General features: G+C 57.5%; 23 protein-coding genes. 9 read left to right on the forward strand and 14 right to left on the reverse strand.

The window, feature by feature from the left end; all coding sequences use genetic code 11:
- Positions 1 to 3 precede the first annotated feature (3 nt).
- Together yihA and MQE22_RS12510 are read left to right on the forward strand one after the other, a co-directional pair.
- A complete protein-coding gene (yihA, locus tag MQE22_RS12505; protein ID WP_226827696.1) occupies positions 4 to 786 on the forward strand; it encodes a ribosome biogenesis GTP-binding protein YihA/YsxC in 783 nt (260 codons plus the stop codon).
- A 44-nt stretch (positions 787 to 830) separates the two neighbouring features.
- Positions 831 to 1,289: an NAD-binding protein gene (locus MQE22_RS12510; RefSeq protein ID WP_215872068.1), complete on the forward strand. Its 459-nt coding sequence runs from the start codon at positions 831 to 833 to the stop codon at positions 1,287 to 1,289.
- 3 nt (positions 1,290 to 1,292) lie between these two features.
- On the opposite strand, the gene polA is transcribed toward MQE22_RS12510, so the two are convergent.
- Positions 1,293 to 3,998 carry a DNA polymerase I gene (gene polA / locus MQE22_RS12515; RefSeq protein WP_215872069.1) on the reverse strand — a complete coding sequence of 902 codons (2,706 nt, stop codon included), beginning with the start codon at positions 3,996 to 3,998 and terminating at the stop codon, positions 1,293 to 1,295.
- A gap of 66 nt (positions 3,999 to 4,064) precedes the next feature.
- On the opposite strand from polA, the gene MQE22_RS12520 reads away from it, so the two are divergent.
- Genes MQE22_RS12520 through MQE22_RS12530 form a run of 3 tightly spaced genes read left to right on the forward strand, consistent with a single transcriptional unit; the run spans position 4,065 to position 6,072 of the window.
- Positions 4,065 to 4,784 carry an LOG family protein gene (locus MQE22_RS12520; RefSeq protein WP_215872070.1) on the forward strand — a complete coding sequence of 240 codons (720 nt, stop codon included), beginning with the start codon at positions 4,065 to 4,067 and terminating at the stop codon, positions 4,782 to 4,784.
- Positions 4,785 to 4,802: 18 nt separating this feature from the next.
- Positions 4,803 to 5,135 carry a DUF2782 domain-containing protein gene (locus tag MQE22_RS12525; RefSeq protein ID WP_215872071.1) on the forward strand — a complete coding sequence of 111 codons (333 nt, stop codon included), beginning with the start codon at positions 4,803 to 4,805 and terminating at the stop codon, positions 5,133 to 5,135.
- Positions 5,104 to 6,072 (forward strand): homoserine kinase, encoded by a 969-nt coding sequence (locus tag MQE22_RS12530; RefSeq protein ID WP_226827699.1) that lies wholly within the window; start codon positions 5,104 to 5,106, stop codon positions 6,070 to 6,072. The genes MQE22_RS12525 and MQE22_RS12530 overlap by 32 nt, the downstream gene beginning before the upstream one ends.
- A 12-nt stretch (positions 6,073 to 6,084) precedes the next feature.
- Here the strand turns inward: MQE22_RS12530 and MQE22_RS12535 are convergent, their stop codons facing one another.
- Positions 6,085 to 6,393: a hypothetical protein gene (locus MQE22_RS12535; RefSeq protein ID WP_215872072.1), complete on the reverse strand. Its 309-nt coding sequence runs from the start codon at positions 6,391 to 6,393 to the stop codon at positions 6,085 to 6,087.
- A gap of 98 nt (positions 6,394 to 6,491) precedes the next feature.
- Here MQE22_RS12535 and MQE22_RS12540 point away from each other — a divergent pair, with 98 nt between their 5' ends.
- Positions 6,492 to 7,079 (forward strand): cytochrome b/b6 domain-containing protein, encoded by a 588-nt coding sequence (locus tag MQE22_RS12540; RefSeq protein WP_215872073.1) that lies wholly within the window; start codon positions 6,492 to 6,494, stop codon positions 7,077 to 7,079.
- Between the two features lie 225 nt (positions 7,080 to 7,304).
- Here the strand turns inward: MQE22_RS12540 and MQE22_RS12545 are convergent, their stop codons facing one another.
- Both MQE22_RS12545 and MQE22_RS12550 read right to left on the reverse strand, forming a co-directional pair.
- Entirely contained in the window at positions 7,305 to 7,595 is a 291-nt protein-coding gene (locus tag MQE22_RS12545; protein ID WP_215872074.1) for an addiction module antidote protein, read from the reverse strand.
- A 3-nt stretch (positions 7,596 to 7,598) separates the two neighbouring features.
- Entirely contained in the window at positions 7,599 to 7,850 is a 252-nt protein-coding gene (locus MQE22_RS12550) for a type II toxin-antitoxin system RelE/ParE family toxin (protein WP_226827702.1), read from the reverse strand.
- Between the two features lie 203 nt (positions 7,851 to 8,053).
- Here MQE22_RS12550 and MQE22_RS12555 point away from each other — a divergent pair, with 203 nt between their 5' ends.
- Both MQE22_RS12555 and MQE22_RS12560 read left to right on the forward strand, forming a co-directional pair.
- Positions 8,054 to 8,383, forward strand: a complete 330-nt coding sequence (locus MQE22_RS12555; protein WP_215872075.1) for a BrnT family toxin — start codon at positions 8,054 to 8,056, stop codon at positions 8,381 to 8,383.
- Positions 8,355 to 8,693 (forward strand): BrnA antitoxin family protein, encoded by a 339-nt coding sequence (locus MQE22_RS12560; RefSeq protein WP_226827704.1) that lies wholly within the window; start codon positions 8,355 to 8,357, stop codon positions 8,691 to 8,693. The genes MQE22_RS12555 and MQE22_RS12560 overlap by 29 nt, the downstream gene beginning before the upstream one ends.
- Before the next feature lie 22 nt (positions 8,694 to 8,715).
- Here the strand turns inward: MQE22_RS12560 and MQE22_RS12565 are convergent, their stop codons facing one another.
- The 10 genes from MQE22_RS12565 to MQE22_RS12610 all read right to left on the reverse strand — a co-directional run bounded on the left by MQE22_RS12565 (position 8,716) and on the right by MQE22_RS12610 (position 14,599).
- Complete coding sequence (locus MQE22_RS12565; protein ID WP_226827707.1) at positions 8,716 to 8,976, reverse strand: hypothetical protein; 261 nt, start codon at positions 8,974 to 8,976, stop codon at positions 8,716 to 8,718.
- Entirely contained in the window at positions 8,969 to 9,232 is a 264-nt protein-coding gene (locus tag MQE22_RS12570) for a Txe/YoeB family addiction module toxin (RefSeq protein ID WP_215872076.1), read from the reverse strand. Before MQE22_RS12570 ends, MQE22_RS12565 begins: the two co-directional genes overlap by 8 nt.
- Positions 9,229 to 9,471 (reverse strand): type II toxin-antitoxin system Phd/YefM family antitoxin, encoded by a 243-nt coding sequence (locus tag MQE22_RS12575; RefSeq protein WP_215872077.1) that lies wholly within the window; start codon positions 9,469 to 9,471, stop codon positions 9,229 to 9,231. Before MQE22_RS12575 ends, MQE22_RS12570 begins: the two co-directional genes overlap by 4 nt.
- A gap of 138 nt (positions 9,472 to 9,609) precedes the next feature.
- Positions 9,610 to 10,974, reverse strand: coding sequence for a group II intron reverse transcriptase/maturase (ltrA, locus tag MQE22_RS12580; RefSeq protein WP_226827711.1), 1,365 nt, complete (start codon positions 10,972 to 10,974; stop codon positions 9,610 to 9,612).
- Positions 10,975 to 11,345: 371 nt separating this feature from the next.
- Positions 11,346 to 11,777, reverse strand: a complete 432-nt coding sequence (locus tag MQE22_RS12585) for a class I SAM-dependent methyltransferase (RefSeq protein ID WP_226827737.1) — start codon at positions 11,775 to 11,777, stop codon at positions 11,346 to 11,348.
- Between the two features lie 152 nt (positions 11,778 to 11,929).
- The gene (locus tag MQE22_RS12590; RefSeq protein ID WP_215872078.1) at positions 11,930 to 12,301 is read right to left on the reverse strand and encodes a hypothetical protein; all 372 of its coding nucleotides are present in this window, start codon (positions 12,299 to 12,301) and stop codon (positions 11,930 to 11,932) included.
- Between the two features lie 100 nt (positions 12,302 to 12,401).
- The gene (locus tag MQE22_RS12595; protein ID WP_215872079.1) at positions 12,402 to 13,031 is read right to left on the reverse strand and encodes a hypothetical protein; all 630 of its coding nucleotides are present in this window, start codon (positions 13,029 to 13,031) and stop codon (positions 12,402 to 12,404) included.
- Positions 13,032 to 13,107: 76 nt separating this feature from the next.
- Positions 13,108 to 13,389, reverse strand: coding sequence for a hypothetical protein (locus MQE22_RS12600; RefSeq protein WP_215872080.1), 282 nt, complete (start codon positions 13,387 to 13,389; stop codon positions 13,108 to 13,110).
- An 89-nt stretch (positions 13,390 to 13,478) separates the two neighbouring features.
- The gene (locus MQE22_RS12605; protein WP_215872081.1) at positions 13,479 to 14,132 is read right to left on the reverse strand and encodes a hypothetical protein; all 654 of its coding nucleotides are present in this window, start codon (positions 14,130 to 14,132) and stop codon (positions 13,479 to 13,481) included.
- Positions 14,132 to 14,599: a hypothetical protein gene (locus tag MQE22_RS12610; protein ID WP_215885414.1), complete on the reverse strand. Its 468-nt coding sequence runs from the start codon at positions 14,597 to 14,599 to the stop codon at positions 14,132 to 14,134. The genes MQE22_RS12605 and MQE22_RS12610 overlap by 1 nt, the downstream gene beginning before the upstream one ends.
- A gap of 503 nt (positions 14,600 to 15,102) precedes the next feature.
- On the opposite strand from MQE22_RS12610, the gene MQE22_RS12615 reads away from it, so the two are divergent.
- Complete coding sequence (locus MQE22_RS12615; protein ID WP_215871038.1) at positions 15,103 to 15,720, forward strand: DUF4352 domain-containing protein; 618 nt, start codon at positions 15,103 to 15,105, stop codon at positions 15,718 to 15,720.
- Positions 15,721 to 15,729: the final 9 nt, after the last annotated feature.

The following is a 15,729-nucleotide window of genomic DNA, read 5'->3' on the forward strand; positions in this document are numbered from 1 at the left end:
GAATTGCCAGTAGCCGCGTGGCACGGCTATGCTCCTAGCATGGAACATACCAAGGAAACTCCGAGGCCGGAGAAAGCGCGCACTATTGGTCTGCAGCAGGCCGAGTACCTGCTGAGCGTGACCCGCCTAGGCCAACTCCCCGCCGATAGCGGTGCCGAAGTGGCCATGGCCGGACGCTCCAACGTGGGCAAATCCTCGGTCCTCAACCGCGTCTGCCAACAACGCGCCTTGGCCCGCGTCAGCCGCACTCCGGGTCGTACCCAGGCACTGAATTTCTTCATCCTGGGCAGCCCGGAGCAGCGACTCGTCGATCTGCCGGGCTATGGCTACGCCAAGGTTCCGGAGGCCATGCGCGCCCAATGGGGGGAGCTTCTCAGCCAGTATCTGCGCAGTCGCCAGAGTCTGAAGGGGCTGATTCTGGTGATGGACATTCGCCATCCGCTGATGCCTTTCGACTGCGATCTGCTACGCTTTGCCGCGCATTGCCAGCGACCCGTGCACGTCCTCCTCAACAAGGCCGACAAACTGTCGCGTGGGGCAGCAAGGCAGACCCTGCAGCGGGTGCTGCGTGCGGGAGAAATGGCAGGGAGTACGGCACAGCTGTTTTCCGCGAAAGAGGGCGAAGGGCTCCCAGAGTTACAGAGCAGGCTGAGCGCTTGGCTGGAAAAAAGTCCCCCGCCGCCGGCGGGGAACAAACATGAGTCCTCAAAGGGAGGAGAGGACTCCCATCCCGGACAGGGAGGTGAAGTCCGGGAAAAACCACTCCCCTTAGAATCTAAAGACTGAAGTAAAGTTCAATTTTTTTTGCGAAGCGGCCCAAGGAATCTCTCATGCCATTGAAAGATCATTACATTATCGTTGGTGACACGCCGCTGGCACGCAACAGCTATCGTCAGTTGAAAGACCGCGGACAGGTCGTGCGGGTCATTCTGCTGCGCCAGCCCGACGACACCTATTTTCAAGCCGAGGATGTGATCATCGGCGACGCCAGCGACACCGACGTCCTCAACCAAGTGCAGGCCAATGTCGCTGCCGCGGTCCTCGCCCTGCGTGCCGATGACTCGGAAAACGCCTTCATCATCCTTGCTACGCGCGAACTACAAGGCTCTGCGAAGACCGTGGCCGCGGTCAACGACAGTAAAAATCTCAAGCGCGTGCAACGGGTGCAGCCGGATATGATCATCGCCCCCCAGGTCATTGGCGGCGAGGTCCTCGCCATGGCACTGAACGGTGAAGAGCTCAGCAGCGACGCCATCCTGAAGATGTTTCAAGGCAACAATCAACGCTAAACATCAGGAGTGCGCTTCCGCCCAGGAAGCGCCCCAGCCCATACTCACCTCCAGGGGGACGGCGAGCTGCGCCACCCCTTCCATACGTGCCCGCAGGGCCTGACTGGCCTCCTGCAGACGCTCCTCCGCGACCTCCAGAATCAATTCGTCGTGTACCTGCAGGATCATTCGCCCCCGCGACCGGTCTTCCTGTAACCAGGAGTCGACGGCGATCATCGCCAATTTGATTAGATCGGCGGCGCTGCCCTGCAACGGGGCATTGATGGCGGCACGCTCGGCGTACGCCCGGCGCGCCGGATTGCGCGATTGAATCTCAGGCACATAGAGACGGCGGCCATAGAGGGTTTCGACAAAACCTTGCTCTCGCGCCCGTTTGCGGCTTTCCTCCATATACGCCCGGACCCCGGGATAGCGCTCGAAATAGCGCTGCATGTACGCCCGTGCACTGGCCTGATCGACCCCCAGCTGCTGCGCCAGGCCAAAGGCAGTCTGGCCGTAGATCAGACCAAAATTGATCGCCTTGGCGGCCCGTCGTTGCTCCGCATCGACGTCCTCCAGCGGAATCTGGAAGACCTCAGCGGCGGTTGCCCGGTGGACGTCTTCCCCCGCCGCAAAGGCAGCGAGCAGACCCTCATCGTGGGAAAAATGCGCCATGAGACGAAGTTCGATCTGTGAGTAATCGGCGCTCAGCAGCAGGTGCCCCGGCTCGGCGATGAAGGCGGCACGGATCCGTCGCCCCTGCTCCGTGCGCACCGGGATGTTCTGGAGATTCGGATCGCTGGAGGAAAGTCGTCCCGTAGCCGCCACTGCCTGGCGATAGTGGGTGTGCACACGCCCGGTACGCGGATGGATCATCTGCGGCAAGGCATCGGCGTAGGTGTTCCGCAGCTTGGCGAGGCTGCGATATTCGAGAATCAGGCCCGGTAGGGGTGAATGGCTGGCCAGTTGCGCGAGACTATCCTCGTCGGTCGAGGCCTGCCCGCCCTTGGTCTTCTTCTGGCTTGGCAACTGCATCTTGTCGAAGAGGATTTCCTGAATCTGCTTGGGGGAAGATAAATTGAAGGGCTGCCCAGCCAATTCCTGCGCCTCCCGCTCGACCTGCTGCATGGCCGCAGCCAGCTCACTACTGAGGGCCTCCAACTGCTGCCGGTCGATCTTCACTCCTGCCCATTCCATACGCGCCAATACCAGCGCAAGGGGCATTTCGATCTCTACAAACACCCGCCGCAGCCCCGCTTCCGTGTCGATCCGCGGCCACAGCAGAGCATCTAGGCGCAGGCAGACATCAGCGTCTTCCGCCGCGTAGGGCAGGGCCTCGCGGATCGGAACCTCGGCGAAACTGCGTTGCTTTTTGCCTTTGCCAGCGACGTCCTCATAGGCGATGTTCTGGTGCTGCAGAAAGCGCTCCGCCAGATGATCCAGGTCGTGCGGCCCGTTGGAGTCCAGCACATAACTTTCGAGCAGGGTATCGCGCAGCAGGCCCTGCGGCTCTATGCCCTGACCCCAAAAGATCTGCCAGTCGAACTTGGCATTCTGGGCAATCTTCGCCGCGTCCGATTCCAGCCAAGATCGTAGTTCTGCAAGGACTTGCTCGCGCGGCAACTGCCGCCCCTCGCGGTGTCCGAGGGGCAGGTAGGCTGCCTCTATCTCGTCGCCCTCCCGCCAAGCAAAGGAAATCCCCACCAGCTCGGCATCATGGGGATTGAGAGAGGTGGTTTCGGTATCGATGGCCACCCGCTCTGCCGCCGTTATCCGCGCCAGGAGATCTTGCAGGGCGTCTTCCGTATCGATCAGTAGGTAGCGACTGCGGTCGATGGGATCTCCTGAGAGAGGGGAAAATCCCGCAGGATCCCCTGTCGCTGCCAACTCGGTCTGCAACTCGCGGCGCCAGCTATTGAAGCCCAGACGTTCCGCCAGGGCAAGAAGCGCCGCCGTATTGGCCGGCTGTTGCACGAGCGCGGCGGCGGGGAGCTCCAGATCACAGCGAATCCTGGCCAAGTCCCGGCTGCGTGGTAGAAAGTCACGACTGGCACGCAGGGCATCACCAATCTTGCCGCCAATTTCATCGGCATGCGCAAGAAGATTGTCCAGGGTGCCGTATTGTCCCAGCCATTTGGCCACCGTCTTGGGTCCGGCGCCCGGCACGCCCGGAATGTTGTCCACCTTGTCGCCCACCAAGGCAAGGTAGTCCACCATCTGTTCCGGCGGGACGCCAAACTTGTCGCGCACTCCCTGCCCATCGAGCACGGTGTTTTTCATGGTATCGACGATTTGCGTACGCGCATCGATGAGCTGCGCAAGATCCTTATCGCCGCTAATGATCAGGAGGGGGCGATCGGCAGGCGTGGCGCAGGCGAGGGTGCCGATGACATCATCGGCCTCGACGCCCGCCTCACGCAGCAGGGGCAGGCCCATGGCCGCTATCCACTGCAGCAGAGGCTCGATCTGCACGCGCAGTTCCTGTGGCATGGGCGGACGTTGTGCCTTGTATTCGGGGTAGATCGCATCCCGAAAGGTCGGCCCGGCGGCGTCGAAAACGACGAAGATCTCGCCCTGCGGATACTCGCGCCGCAACCGTCGCAACATGTTGACCACCCCATAGATGGCGCCGGTTGGCAGGCCATCGGGGGCGCGCAGGTCCGGGAGGGCATGAAAGGCGCGGTAGAGAAAACTGGAGGCATCAACCAGGATACGAGAATTTTCGGTCATGAGCAGGACTTTTCGGCAGCTTTCCCCCATAATACGGAAAATTTGAGCAGCTACGGTAGGCCTGCAATGCGCGCACCCCTGGACACGGAACGTCTTCTTGACGGCGGCGAGAGTCGCCTCACCCGCGAAGCCTGGAAAATCTTTCAGATCATGGCGGAGTTTGTGCGCGGCTATGAAAAGCTGGCCGCCGTTGAGCCCTGTGTCAGTATCTTCGGCTCGGCGCGGCTGCCCGAGGAGCACCGCTGGTATCAGCAGACCTTGAGCATTGCCGAGAAACTCTCCAACGCCGGTTTTTCGGTGATCAGTGGCGGTGGTCCGGGCGTCATGGAGGCGGCCAATCGCGGTGCCTATCGCGGCACCGGCTACAGCATCGGTCTCAACATCGAACTGCCGCATGAGCAACACAGCAATCCCTATCAGGACATCTCCCTGTCCTTCGAACATTTTTATTCGCGCAAGGTGATGTTCATGAAGTACGCTGCCGCCTATGTGGTCATGCCCGGCGGCTTTGGTACCCTCGATGAACTCGCGGAATGCCTCACCCTGGTGCAGACCGGCAAGACCCGCCGCATGCCCATCATTCTTTTCGACTCCGGCTTTTGGAATGGATTGATCGACTGGTGGAAAAGCACCATGCTGGCGCACGGCACCATCAACGAGGCCGACCTGGATCTGGTCACCGTACTCGACGATCCCGATGCCGTTGTTGCTGCTATCTTTGATCATTACGAAAAACGCGGTTTTGCCCCCTCGTCGGCAGAAACCGAAGCCCTGCTCAACCTGTAACAAGGGAGGAACCTCGTCATGCCGCGTACTCTTGCAATCTTTCTGGGTCTGGGGGCATTTCTCTGCGCTGGCGTTGTGCTGGCCGAGAGCGGCCCCGAGAAATACCCCTATCATCTGCCACGCCTGGCACCGCCCAAAAACAGTGTGCCCGAGGCCCAACTCCATGTGCCCAAGGGCTCCCGGATCGAAGAATACAAGGCCGATGGCGAGGTCTACATGGTCAAGGTCATCCCGCCCAAGCCCTTCCCTCCGTACTATCTCGTCAACCGCAGCGGCCATGGCTTCACCCGTGTACCCAATTCCGATGCGGAAAAAATGGATGTCCCGCAGTGGACTCTCTTCCGCTGGTAAACGCATGGCTGTCTACACCGAACTCCCCGATGCCGAGTTGGCAAGCTTTCTGGCCGCCTATGACCTTGGCAGCCTGGAACAGATTACCGGCATCTGCGCGGGTACCGAGAACAGCAACTTTTTTCTCGATACCCAAGGCGGCCGCTTCGTTCTGACCATTTTTGAACGTCTGCCGCGAGAGAGCATCCCTTATTACCTGCACGTTACGGAGTGGCTGAGTCAGCACGGCATTCCCTGCCCGGCGCCAGTGCATTCGCGCGCTGGCGAGATCCTCGGTACTCTCTGCGGTAAACCGGCCGCCATCGTGCAACGCCTGGCCGGGCAGTCCATCGAGGGCCGCGTGCCCAACGAGGCCGAGATCAGCGCCCTCGGGCAGCTGCTCGCACGCATGCATCTCGCTGGTCGCGGCTTTCCCGAGGAGCATCCGAACCCCGCCGGGCTCGGCTGGTGCCAGGAAACCGGCAGACGGCTGTTCCCCAAGTTGAGCCCGGCCGAAAGAGAGCTGCTTGCCGATGAACGGGAAACGCAGAAGCAATGGCCCCGCGATAAGCTGCCCGGCGGGGTGATTCACGCCGATCTCTTCCCCGATAACGTCCTCTTTCAGGGCAACACCATCACCGGTACCATCGACTACTACTACGCGGGTGACGATGCCTGGCTCTATGATCTGGCCATCGTCGCCAATGCCTGGTGCTCCTTCCCCGATGGCAGTCTCGACAAAAACCTTGCCGCCATTCTCTGGCAAGCCTACGAAAGCGTCCGCCCTTTCGAACGGCGCGAGCATGGCCTGTGGTTTCCCTACATGCGTGCCGCCGCCTTGCGCTTCTGGCTCCTGCGTCTGGAGGCCAAGCATTTCCCCCGCGGCGGCCAGCTCACCGAGCTACGTGATCCGGAGGAATATCAGCGCATTTTGGAGCGGCGCCGCGAGTTTTGTTGATCGCTGCATGCTTCAAGACTTAGGTCGCGACCAAAAGCCCGCCAGCCAAAGGGCGACACCAAAGAAAAGCCCCTCTCCCGCAGGCAAGATCCAGTCCCAAGGATGCCCACCCATGGCAATGGAAGCGAAGAGCGCCAGCGCGGCAATCATCAAAAAGATGCCCGCCCGCTCCACCCAGCGACTGAAGACCTCGCGATCGATCCCCTGTATCCAGTCCCACAGGCCCAGGCGCGTCAGAATCCGCCGCGTTTCTGCGGGAAACCACAACGCCAACACAATACCCAGCACAAACAGGGTGTTCAACAGATAGAGTATGATCATCAGACGCCCCCCTCTTTGCTATCATCATACTTTTTCGTCCCTTTATGGGAAAGCCTGAAAATCACGATATACTGGGCGTAATCCATCTGGGAGGAAAGATGTCCGACGATTCCCGCGACAATCCCTGGCCACGCGAGGCACGCTGGCTGCATGCCGGTATCGCCTTTGGTGTCACCTGGCAGCTCTTCAGCTCCTTATGGATGACGCCGGATTTTCAGCATGCCGACTACGGCAGTATTACCCAGCTACTTTTCAGTACCCATGCCTGGATCGGCCTGACGACGGCGCTCTTTCTGCTCTGGGAATGGTTGTGGATCTTCACCACCCCTGCTATTCGCGCCCAGCTATTCCCCCTGCGCGGACCCTGGCGACCCATCTGGGACGATCTGCGTGCCCTGCTACGCGGCCGCTTACGGCCCAGTGGACCGGCACCAGGACTCGCTGCGATCGTACATGGTCTCGGGCTCCTACTGGTCAGTTGGATGGCGCTCACCGGTACCGCCATCTTCTTCTTTCTACCCCAGGGCGGTACCCCGCCCGGCGCCATCCTGCAGGCCCTCATCCCCCTGCATAAGGCACTGGCCAATCTCGTCTGGGCCTACTGGATCGGTCATGTCGCCTTTACCCTGCTGCACGCGCTGCGCCGCGATGGCATCTGGAACATCTTCCGTCTGTTCGAGCTCTGAGCTGTGGTCATGGCAAGGACCAAGGCGCAGATCTCAGGGACGGATATTCGCTACGATGCTCCTGCACCAGACGTACCGCCCGTTCACGCACTTCGGGGGAGTACTTCTTGGCTCTGTTCATGGCTTCATTCTCTCTCGAATCGAAGCCTCCTCAAAACCCGGGGTGGTTCACTTTGCCTCTACGAGAATCGTCATTTGGAATGATTGATTGAGCCTCGGTGGACCTCATGAATGAATCAGCGGCGTCGCAGAAAGCTTGACACCCAGGGCATGAAGCAACTTTAGCATAGTGTCATAACGTGGTTTGGCGCCCGGTGTGAGGGCTTTGTAGAGACTCTCGCGGCCAAGGCCAGCGTCCTTGGCGAGTTGTGCCATGCCGCGGGCTCGGGCAACGTCACGAACGGCGGAAAGAAACACGTCGGGGTTTTGATCTTCCAGTGCCGCGGTCAAGAACTCCGCGATGGTTTCTTCGTCGTCGAGGTAGTCAGCAGCGTCAAAAGGGGCAAGTTTGGCCATGGTTCACTCCTTGTCCAAAGAGCGCGCCATCTCAATGGCGCGTTTGATGTCGCGCTTCTGGGAAGACTTATCGCCAGCCAGCAGAAGCAAATAGACCACCACTCCTCGGCGTGTGTAATAGACACGATAGCCGGGGCCGACATGTACGCGCATTTCGGAGACGCCCTCACCGACCGGCTCGCAGTCGCCGAAATTGCCATGTTCGGCAGAGCGAATACGATGAGCGATGCGCGCACGATCAACCTTGTCCTTCAAGGCTGAGAGTCAAGCATCGAATTCGTCCGTCCGAAGAAAGGTGTTCATGAGCTTAGTGTATCCGTACGGATACTACTGCGCAACTACTCATGCTCCATGTGTAGCCTGAGAGGCCCAACGTGAAGATAACCGGCTTGCGCGGCTTTTCGTGCAGGTCCGGTTGACCGCAGCGTTATGCCTCGGTGGTGTAGTAACAAAAATTCTTGACTTCTCGAATTACCGTTATCAAAATAAAATCAATAAACAGGCACATTCTCTGGGATGAAGCCAAGCGGGAAGCCAACCTCAACAAGCATGGGCTAGATTTCCTCGATGCCGTGATGGTGCTGGAGAGCCCTTACCACTTGGACGTCGAGAGCGTGCGAGGCGGCGAACAGCGCACACAGTCGTTCGCTTACGTGTTTGATGTGCTGGCGGTGCTGACGGTGGTGCATGTGGCGCGGGAAGAGGCGCTGCGGATTGTTAGCTTTCGGCCGGCGAGTGAAGAGGAAAGGAGCGGTTACCATGGCTGGCTCGAAGATGACTTCAAATGAACCTAATAAGATGCGCGCCGCCCTCAAGCGCGGTGAAAGCAAGACCGACGCGGCGAAAGTGCGCGGAAAGGCACCGTATGTATGGGACGGCAAGAACGAGGACGAGCGACCGATGTCGCGCGAGGAGATGCAGGCCGGGATTGAAGCATACCGGAGACAGCGCGGGCGCCCAGCAGGAAGCGACAAAGAATCGACCACCATTCGCTTTGACCGCGACGTTCTCGCGGCCTTCCGTGCAGGCGGTCCGGGTTGGCAGACGCGCATGAATGCGGCTCTGCGCGACTGGCTCAAAACTCACTCCCCAGTTTAATGTCCGAGGCATAAGGTGGAGGTCACCGGCGCTGGGCGGCTTTATGCGCCGGTCCGCTCGACTGCCGGGTTATAGCTCTCAGATTACCAATTGTCATGGCGCTCTTGGCGGTAGTTTGTGACTTCAATTCGCCAGCGTGACCATCGATTTCCTTGAGGTTTTCCCAACCGCGCTTGTAACGATCCGATTCCACTTGTGACTCCCAACGTCTGACATAACCGGCTGGCGCGGCCTTATCGCGCCAGTCCGTGTTGATGGATTGGTTGGGCCTCTGCTCACTCATAGTGTGTCCACATACGCAGGACACGAACCGTTTTCTCTTTGGTAAAGACTTCATAAACTATGCGGTGCTGAATATTGATGCGGCGAGAGTATGCGCCGGCAAGATCACCGACCAACTTCTCGAAGGGTGGTGGATTTTGAAATGGGTCGTTGGCAAGAACCTCGAGCAGTTCTTGTGCCTTTGCTTTAAGGCCACTTGCAGCAAGCTTCTTTGCGTCCTTCATTGCTTGCTTGGCATAAACAACTTCCCAACTCACCACTTAAGCGCCTTCGAGCTTTTTGCAAGGGGTTCGGCCATACCAGCCTTGATGGACTCGCGCATGCCGGGTACGGCCAGTAGATACAAGGTTTCTTGAATTGCGCTCCAGTCTTCCGCAGAAAGCAACACGGCACTGCTGCGTTTTCCAGAAATGATGATTGGCTCATGAGACTCTACTGTTTGATCAATGAGTCGGTACAGATTTGCGCGAGCTTCGCTGGCGGTAAGTGTATTCATTTCACGCTCCTTCAAAGAAGTCTTGATGGTACGCCATTACGTACGTTTGTCAAGTGGCTATGCGAGCGTCACAGGAAGGCCAATCAGGATAGGAGGAAGCCTCACGGCTCCCCCCTCCCACACCACCGGACGTACGGATCACGTATCCGGCGGTTCGATGAATTGCATTCTTACCGGGCCGCAAGGCTCGGCACTCCCAGGTTCTTGAAGAAGGCCAATGGTCAGCGCCGGTGTCTTCGACTGCCGCCACGGCCCATGCGCCGACTTACTGGTGTTCCACGCTTCGCGCACAGACACGCCACGCTTGCGCAGTTGCCGGTAACCGGCCGATCCCCATTGTTTCCAGACGTAGCAGCGTAGCTTGCGTCGTACCCACTTGTCGATATCGCGCAGAGGGCTCAGCACCTCGGCGATGCCGAAGTACGCTTTCCAACCAAGCAGGGCTTTCCTCAGCTCTGCCACGATAACGCCAATGTTGTTGCCTCGCGGACGACGGGTCAGTTCCCGCACCCGGTCCTTCAGCTTTGTGATAGCCTTGTCGGCTACCTTCAGCCTAGCTCCGTTGCGGCTGACCGTGAAGCCCAGAAACTTGCGGTTCTTGGGCCTGTCCACCGCGCTTTTCAGCGGATTCACTGTGAGCCTCAGTGTGTCGCTGACGTAGCGTGTCACGCTGCCCATCACCCGCTCTCCCGCACGTTTGCTTCGGACCAGAATATTGCAGTCGTCGGCATAACGGGCGAAGCGGTGGCCACGCCGGTCCAGTTCCCAATCCAGTTCATCCAACACCACATTGGCCAGTACTGGCGAGAGTGGGCCGCCTTGCGGCGCGCCCATCGTCGTCGGCTCGATGTGTCCACCGACGCTCACGCCCGCCTTCAGGAAGCGATTGACCAGGCGCAGCAGGCCGGTATCAAGGCAACGGCTATTCAGTCGCGCCATCAGCCGGTCATGGTTGACCCGCTCAAAGAAGGCTTGCAAGTCCATGTCCACCACCCAGCCGTAACCTGCGCGGATTGTCCCCTGTACTTCGCGCACGGCCTGATGGGCCGAACGTTCAGGGCGGAATCCGTAGCTGTGGCAATGAAAATGCGGTTCCCATTGGGCCGATATAACTTGCGCAATGGCTTGCTGGATGAAGCGGTCCAACACCGTAGGGATGCCCAGCGACCGGGTCTTGCCGTCCGCTTTCGGGATGTCCACGCGCTTGACCGGTTGCGGGCGGTACTGCCCCGCCTCCAATTGCGCGCGAATTCCCGGCCAGTGGTGGCGAAGGTAGCCCGGCAATTCATCGACGCTCATGCCGTCAATGCCGGGCGCGCCTTTGTTCTGGCGCATTTGCTTCAATGCGCGTTGCAGATTGGCCCGTTCCAACACCTGGGCCAGCAACGCTTGGGGGTGAATCGACCCCGGTTGTCCTGACGGTCCAGCGACGAGTTCATCCTGCGGTATGCCCGCAGCCTGCCTTGGCAGGTGGTCAGATGCGTTCCCGTCTCTCTCCATCATGGTCCTTCGTCTTTCATCGTTCGGGCCTTCGGCGGGGGCGCCGCTTACTATGCCCTCTGCTGACTTCTCCACAGTATTCAGCGTTCGTTTCCAAACGCCCAGCTTCGAGCTTCCGAAGCACTGGGGAGATCTCCCGGGATAAGACACGTTACCTTCACTGCATAGACGCCGGATTTACAAAATGCACCCCATTCGCAGATGGAGGGCTTCGCGGTCACGTGCCCGCTCGCCCCGGATGCATCACGCCTCATATCCGGTTTTTGTTCATCGCCCCGCAGCTTCGGATTGGGCTTCCTCCAGACCCCGCCTCGCGACGACACCCTTGCCCTTCTCCTTGCCTTCGGCTCTGCGTATACTTGGCCACAGGACTCTCACCTGCAAGGAGAGCGAAAACGGCTGAACACGTCCTGTGTCTCGCGATCATGTTTCAGGAAATCCGTGGCGAGCACGAAATTCGGGCAGTAGTTTGCTTGTGCCGGTGCTTGTATGGCGATACGCCCGGAGGGCCGCAGAGCATTGTGGCAATTTAGGACGGCGCGAGATGGGTCGCGAAACCACTGAAATGCGGAATTGCAAAAGATTACGTCAAAGCGCGAAGGCATATCGAGCGTTTCTGCGAATCCGACATAAAACTCGATATTCTTGCCGTAATGGTGTGTCGCCTCGGCAATCATTTCATCGGTCGGATTAGTGCCGACAACGATTCCATCGGTTTTCGAACGGATAGTTTGTGTGAGGTGGCCTGTTCCACAGCCGAGATCCAGAACATCATCGGTTCGTGAAATTTGCAACATCTCGAACAGACGCTCGCTCGCGGATTTCTGAAGCGTGGCTGTCTGCTAATACTTCGGAGCGATAGTGGTGAAGTTACTCATCGCGACTGTTCCTGTGATGCCCAACGCCTGAATTAAGCCGTGCCGCGAAGCGGCTTCGGCTTGAATGAATTGTTAGGCCCCTACCGAGGCAACATCGCGAGCATGCTTTGCACGAGCCCGGACTGGGCGACGCTTACCAAAGCGCCAACCAACGTGGATGCATCCGCTCCGGCCGAAAGCCACCGGAACAAGCCAGAAGATTCCGCTTTGCCATGAATGGCCTGCAGGTCAGAACCGCTTTGAGACAAGAACTCAAAGACCTCTCGCAGGACCGCAGGTGGAGTGTCAGCGGACAACCCCAGTGCGCTCAGAAACGAAGGTTGGTCGCGGAGTTCGATCGCTTTGCGGCAATCAATAATGGTTGTGCCGCTCACTTCAAGCGGCGCATCCTTCGGTGCACTGATGCCAGTGCCGCAGCCTTGGATGTGGCAGTCAATGATCTTTATGGTCATGCGAATGCATCCAGTTGGGGCCTAACGTAGAGCTAACCGGCGCTGCGCGGCTTTATCGCGCAGCGTCCAGAGAGCGAAGCGAACGGGGTTGAGCGCCGGGTTAGAACTCTTTGGTGACAAGACGCCCGCCTTTCTCAAGTGAAAGTCCGAGGTTGCTCAGTACGGCGGCGAGCATTTGGTTGAAAACTTCTGTAGAAACGTCTATTCCGTGCTGTGCTTGCTCAAGGGTAATTGCTTGGCCTTGATGAATTACAGCGTTTCTGAGCTCCTGAATATCAGCTGCCTCTCGAAGTAATGGCTTTGCTTCTGGTTGTCGACGTAGCGTGGTCAGTTCAACGCCTGCCAGTTCTACAAACAATTTCGCAAGAAGTTTTTCATATCGCATAAATCCAGTTTGCGAGAGCGCGGCCGCAACCACAAGTTCAGCTAGAGATTCGTTATGGACGAGCCCGTAGACGACCGGTCTGAGCAAGGATGACTTGAGAAACAACTCGGTAGCCGATGCGGCGAATACCAATGCGGCACTGTGTTGTCCATTCGCGTGAAGCATCTTCGCTTCTTTGAACGCTCGGGCAGCTGGCACGAGAACTTCCGGATGTGCAACATAGTAAGAGCGCAGGCGTTCGCTGGTGAATTCGGAGATCGCTTGTTCTTTGTGTTCGGGATACAGCTCACGAGACATGCTCTCGTAAGCTTCGTCCCATGCTGCATCTTCTGGGCTGTAGCTCATGGCTGAGTTCTAACGTGGAGGTAAGGGGCTGCGCTTTAGCGCAGTCCCAGCCCGAAGGGCGAACTTGACCGTAGGGTTAGGCATTCGTAAGTGTGAGAAAAAATTGATGCATTTTAATTCCTTGAGGAGTAAGCCCGTAAATTTGTGGACTGGGGGCCGTCAAGTCATCAGAAATTATCATTCCATCGCTCCTGAGCTGCTCAAGCATCATTCGCGAAATTTTTGATAGAAAGATGTCAGCAGTTGGGTCGCCTGTAAGTTCAAGGCGAATGAAATCTTCAACCGACACGGGTGTAGATATAGCGCTTAACAACTGAAGTGCTCGCGCTGTTATTTCGACGCTGCTAGCTTGTTGCATAAATTGTCCCCTTCCTTACTTTGTGTGCTGATGCCTAACGTCTGAATTCACCGGCCTGTGCGGCTTTTCGCACAGGTCCGGTGGATAGCCTACTGCGCCTTGTAGTTCTTAAATGAGTTACGGAATGCATGCACCAACCTCTCAACTTCAGAGTTCTTGCACGTGGGGGAGATATCCCTTTCCCATCCATTTTTAACTCTGTGGCTGAGCAACTTATCCACGCTTGTTGATGATGTGTTCGATACAAAAAATGGGCTTTTTGTCGATATATCCGCGACCAAGCCAACAAAGCCGCGAGCAAGATGCAACTGCAACGCAGACGTGTAGAACTTACATTCGATACCGACCAAGATGCGTGAAGAGCGCGGAGAAACCGAATTGAGTCTGCAGTTCTCTGCTTCGGCGCGATCAAGAAGGGCTACATCGAATTCGTGGAGGACACCGGATTTCCCTGCGACTTTAATACCTGTGTGAGCCTCAAGAGCGGGTCTGCCATTGAATTCGATTAGGCCGTGAGTGTAATTCTTCGCTGTGGAGTATATGTATCCCGGAGTCGTTCGAAGTGTGAGTGAAGTTGCAGGATTGCCAGCGCGATCCTTGAAACTCACCGAGGCCCCTTCGTCTCGGGCTGCGCGGATTAGAAGGGTTAGAACATAGGCTTCGAATACGTCTGGCAAAGCTGAAGCAGCAACAGGGGCTGAGGAAATGGCAGCGCCCAGAACAGAAGAAATTGCGCTTATCATTATTGGTTCCGTATTTGACGTATTAGTTCTTCAATTTCTGATACTCGCCTATTGGCCTCAGCCAAGTTTGGGATGTTATCCATCGGCAGCTCATAACTGTCTTTTTCATCTTCTTCTGAGGCAAAAGTAAGGCCTTGAATCTGCAAGTTTTCAAGAGCACCTTTGATTTGCGAAGCCATCGCCGTGCCGTCAATGATGGCGCGCTTTGATGCTTCAAGAAGCAGCACCACGGATTCGGCGTCAGAGTAGTCTTGCCGTCGAACAAAGTCGGCGGATTGACTTCTCTTGAACTCGGTTTCACTTAAGAGGCCAATCGAACGTCCTTCCACTTCCTTTAGGGTTTGAATCTTCTCTTCTGACAATCGTCCCGTTGCGAGTTCATCGCGCACCTGTTCTACCAATATCCCGTAGCCCTTTTCCGTAAGGAATTCGGATACTTCTTGGAACAGTTTTTTGTAGTCACTCAAGTGAAGATTCCTTTCTGTGGGCTAACGTCTGAATTCACCAGCCTGCGCGGCTTTTCGCGCAGGTCCGGTGGGATGATTGGTTGGGCACCTGCATTTCATGCGACCTCTGTGAGTTGCCGGGAGAAGAGGACGTGATGATGGCCAGGACCATCACCATCTAAGCATATCGGGTAACCATTGACATTGCCATTACCGGCCAAGAGCTGGAACCCAAGCCGGCTATGAATGCGAATGGAGAACTCGTTGACTATAGGTGACATAACGGCCCGGACTTCAGTACAGCCAGGTCGTGCTGCGGCATCGGAGAACTGGCTATGAGCAGAGGTTATAAGTTGCATCCACGGTGCCGATGGCCTAATTAGTGGGGGAGCTTCTGCGGAAAAGGACGCGCTAACATGCTTACTACATGCCCAGAGTGCCGGGGAAACGTTTCCAGCGCCGCCGAGGCGTGCCCGCACTGCGGCCTGAAGAGGCCGGAGGGAGGGTGGGCAGAAGAGCCCAAGGTGCAGCCAGCGCAAAACAAAAAGCAGCCCGATGGCTGCTTAGTAAAGACTCTCAAACTGGGGGTATTTGTAATTCTTGCCACGATCGGGATTACCTGGCTGGCGGTCCAAGGCAACTCAGCTTCTCACCATCATACCCCGTCTCAGAGCGCGGCCGCACCAAGCCAGGAAGCCGCCCACGCATCTCCCGCCAAAGGGACCACGCTTATGGTCGATGGGACATCCTGGCCAGCCTTGGAGGTGAGCCGCGTAAAGTTCGCGGTGCTAGGAATGAGCGTGCTTCACTCTGTGTACATGAACAATGTTGATCAGACGTTCACCGCGCCGACGGGTGCGCATTTTTTGATCATTGAGATTGCAGTGAAGAATCTCCAAAGGAGTCCCATAAGCCTTGAGACTTCGGAGGTCACGGTATTCGGCCCAGATGGCTCGAAGTACGAGGCGTCATCCAACACCATTTATCTGAGGCACGCTTTCCCGCTACTGGCTGACCTCAACCCAGGCATCACAAAAAAGATGCTGATCATGTTCGAAGTGCCTAACTCGTTAACGAAGAAGAACTTCTCGCTCCGGTTCCAAGGTGGCGCAACGGGGCACTCGGTGACGGTGCCGATGTAGACCAAGCTA

Source organism: Acidithiobacillus sp. YTS05, from assembly GCF_024396695.1.
Taxonomy (GTDB): domain Bacteria; phylum Pseudomonadota; class Gammaproteobacteria; order Acidithiobacillales; family Acidithiobacillaceae; genus Igneacidithiobacillus; species Igneacidithiobacillus copahuensis.

Bases quoted from the DNA above. Each gene is read 5' to 3' on its own strand.
- MQE22_RS12565 (WP_226827707.1), bottom strand. From the start codon at position 8,976: ATGAGTGAGCAGAGGCCCAACCAATCCATCAACACGGACTGGCGCGAT.
- MQE22_RS12600 (WP_215872080.1), bottom strand. From the start codon at position 13,389: ATGCAACAAGCTAGCAGCGTCGAAATAACAGCGCGAGCACTTCAGTTG.
- MQE22_RS12525 (WP_215872071.1), top strand. From the start codon at position 4,803: ATGCCGCGTACTCTTGCAATCTTTCTGGGTCTGGGGGCATTTCTCTGC.
- ltrA (WP_226827711.1), bottom strand. From the start codon at position 10,974: ATGATGGAGAGAGACGGGAACGCATCTGACCACCTGCCAAGGCAGGCT.
- polA (WP_215872069.1), bottom strand. From the start codon at position 3,998: ATGACCGAAAATTCTCGTATCCTGGTTGATGCCTCCAGTTTTCTCTAC.
- MQE22_RS12595 (WP_215872079.1), bottom strand. From the start codon at position 13,031: ATGAGCTACAGCCCAGAAGATGCAGCATGGGACGAAGCTTACGAGAGC.
- MQE22_RS12510 (WP_215872068.1), top strand. From the start codon at position 831: ATGCCATTGAAAGATCATTACATTATCGTTGGTGACACGCCGCTGGCA.
- MQE22_RS12530 (WP_226827699.1), top strand. From the start codon at position 5,104: ATGTCCCGCAGTGGACTCTCTTCCGCTGGTAAACGCATGGCTGTCTAC.
- MQE22_RS12520 (WP_215872070.1), top strand. From the start codon at position 4,065: ATGCGCGCACCCCTGGACACGGAACGTCTTCTTGACGGCGGCGAGAGT.
- MQE22_RS12590 (WP_215872078.1), bottom strand. From the start codon at position 12,301: ATGACCATAAAGATCATTGACTGCCACATCCAAGGCTGCGGCACTGGC.
- MQE22_RS12560 (WP_226827704.1), top strand. From the start codon at position 8,355: ATGGCTGGCTCGAAGATGACTTCAAATGAACCTAATAAGATGCGCGCC.
- MQE22_RS12575 (WP_215872077.1), bottom strand. From the start codon at position 9,471: ATGAATACACTTACCGCCAGCGAAGCTCGCGCAAATCTGTACCGACTC.
- MQE22_RS12535 (WP_215872072.1), bottom strand. From the start codon at position 6,393: ATGATCATACTCTATCTGTTGAACACCCTGTTTGTGCTGGGTATTGTG.
- MQE22_RS12605 (WP_215872081.1), bottom strand. From the start codon at position 14,132: ATGATAAGCGCAATTTCTTCTGTTCTGGGCGCTGCCATTTCCTCAGCC.
- MQE22_RS12540 (WP_215872073.1), top strand. From the start codon at position 6,492: ATGTCCGACGATTCCCGCGACAATCCCTGGCCACGCGAGGCACGCTGG.
- MQE22_RS12545 (WP_215872074.1), bottom strand. From the start codon at position 7,595: ATGGCCAAACTTGCCCCTTTTGACGCTGCTGACTACCTCGACGACGAA.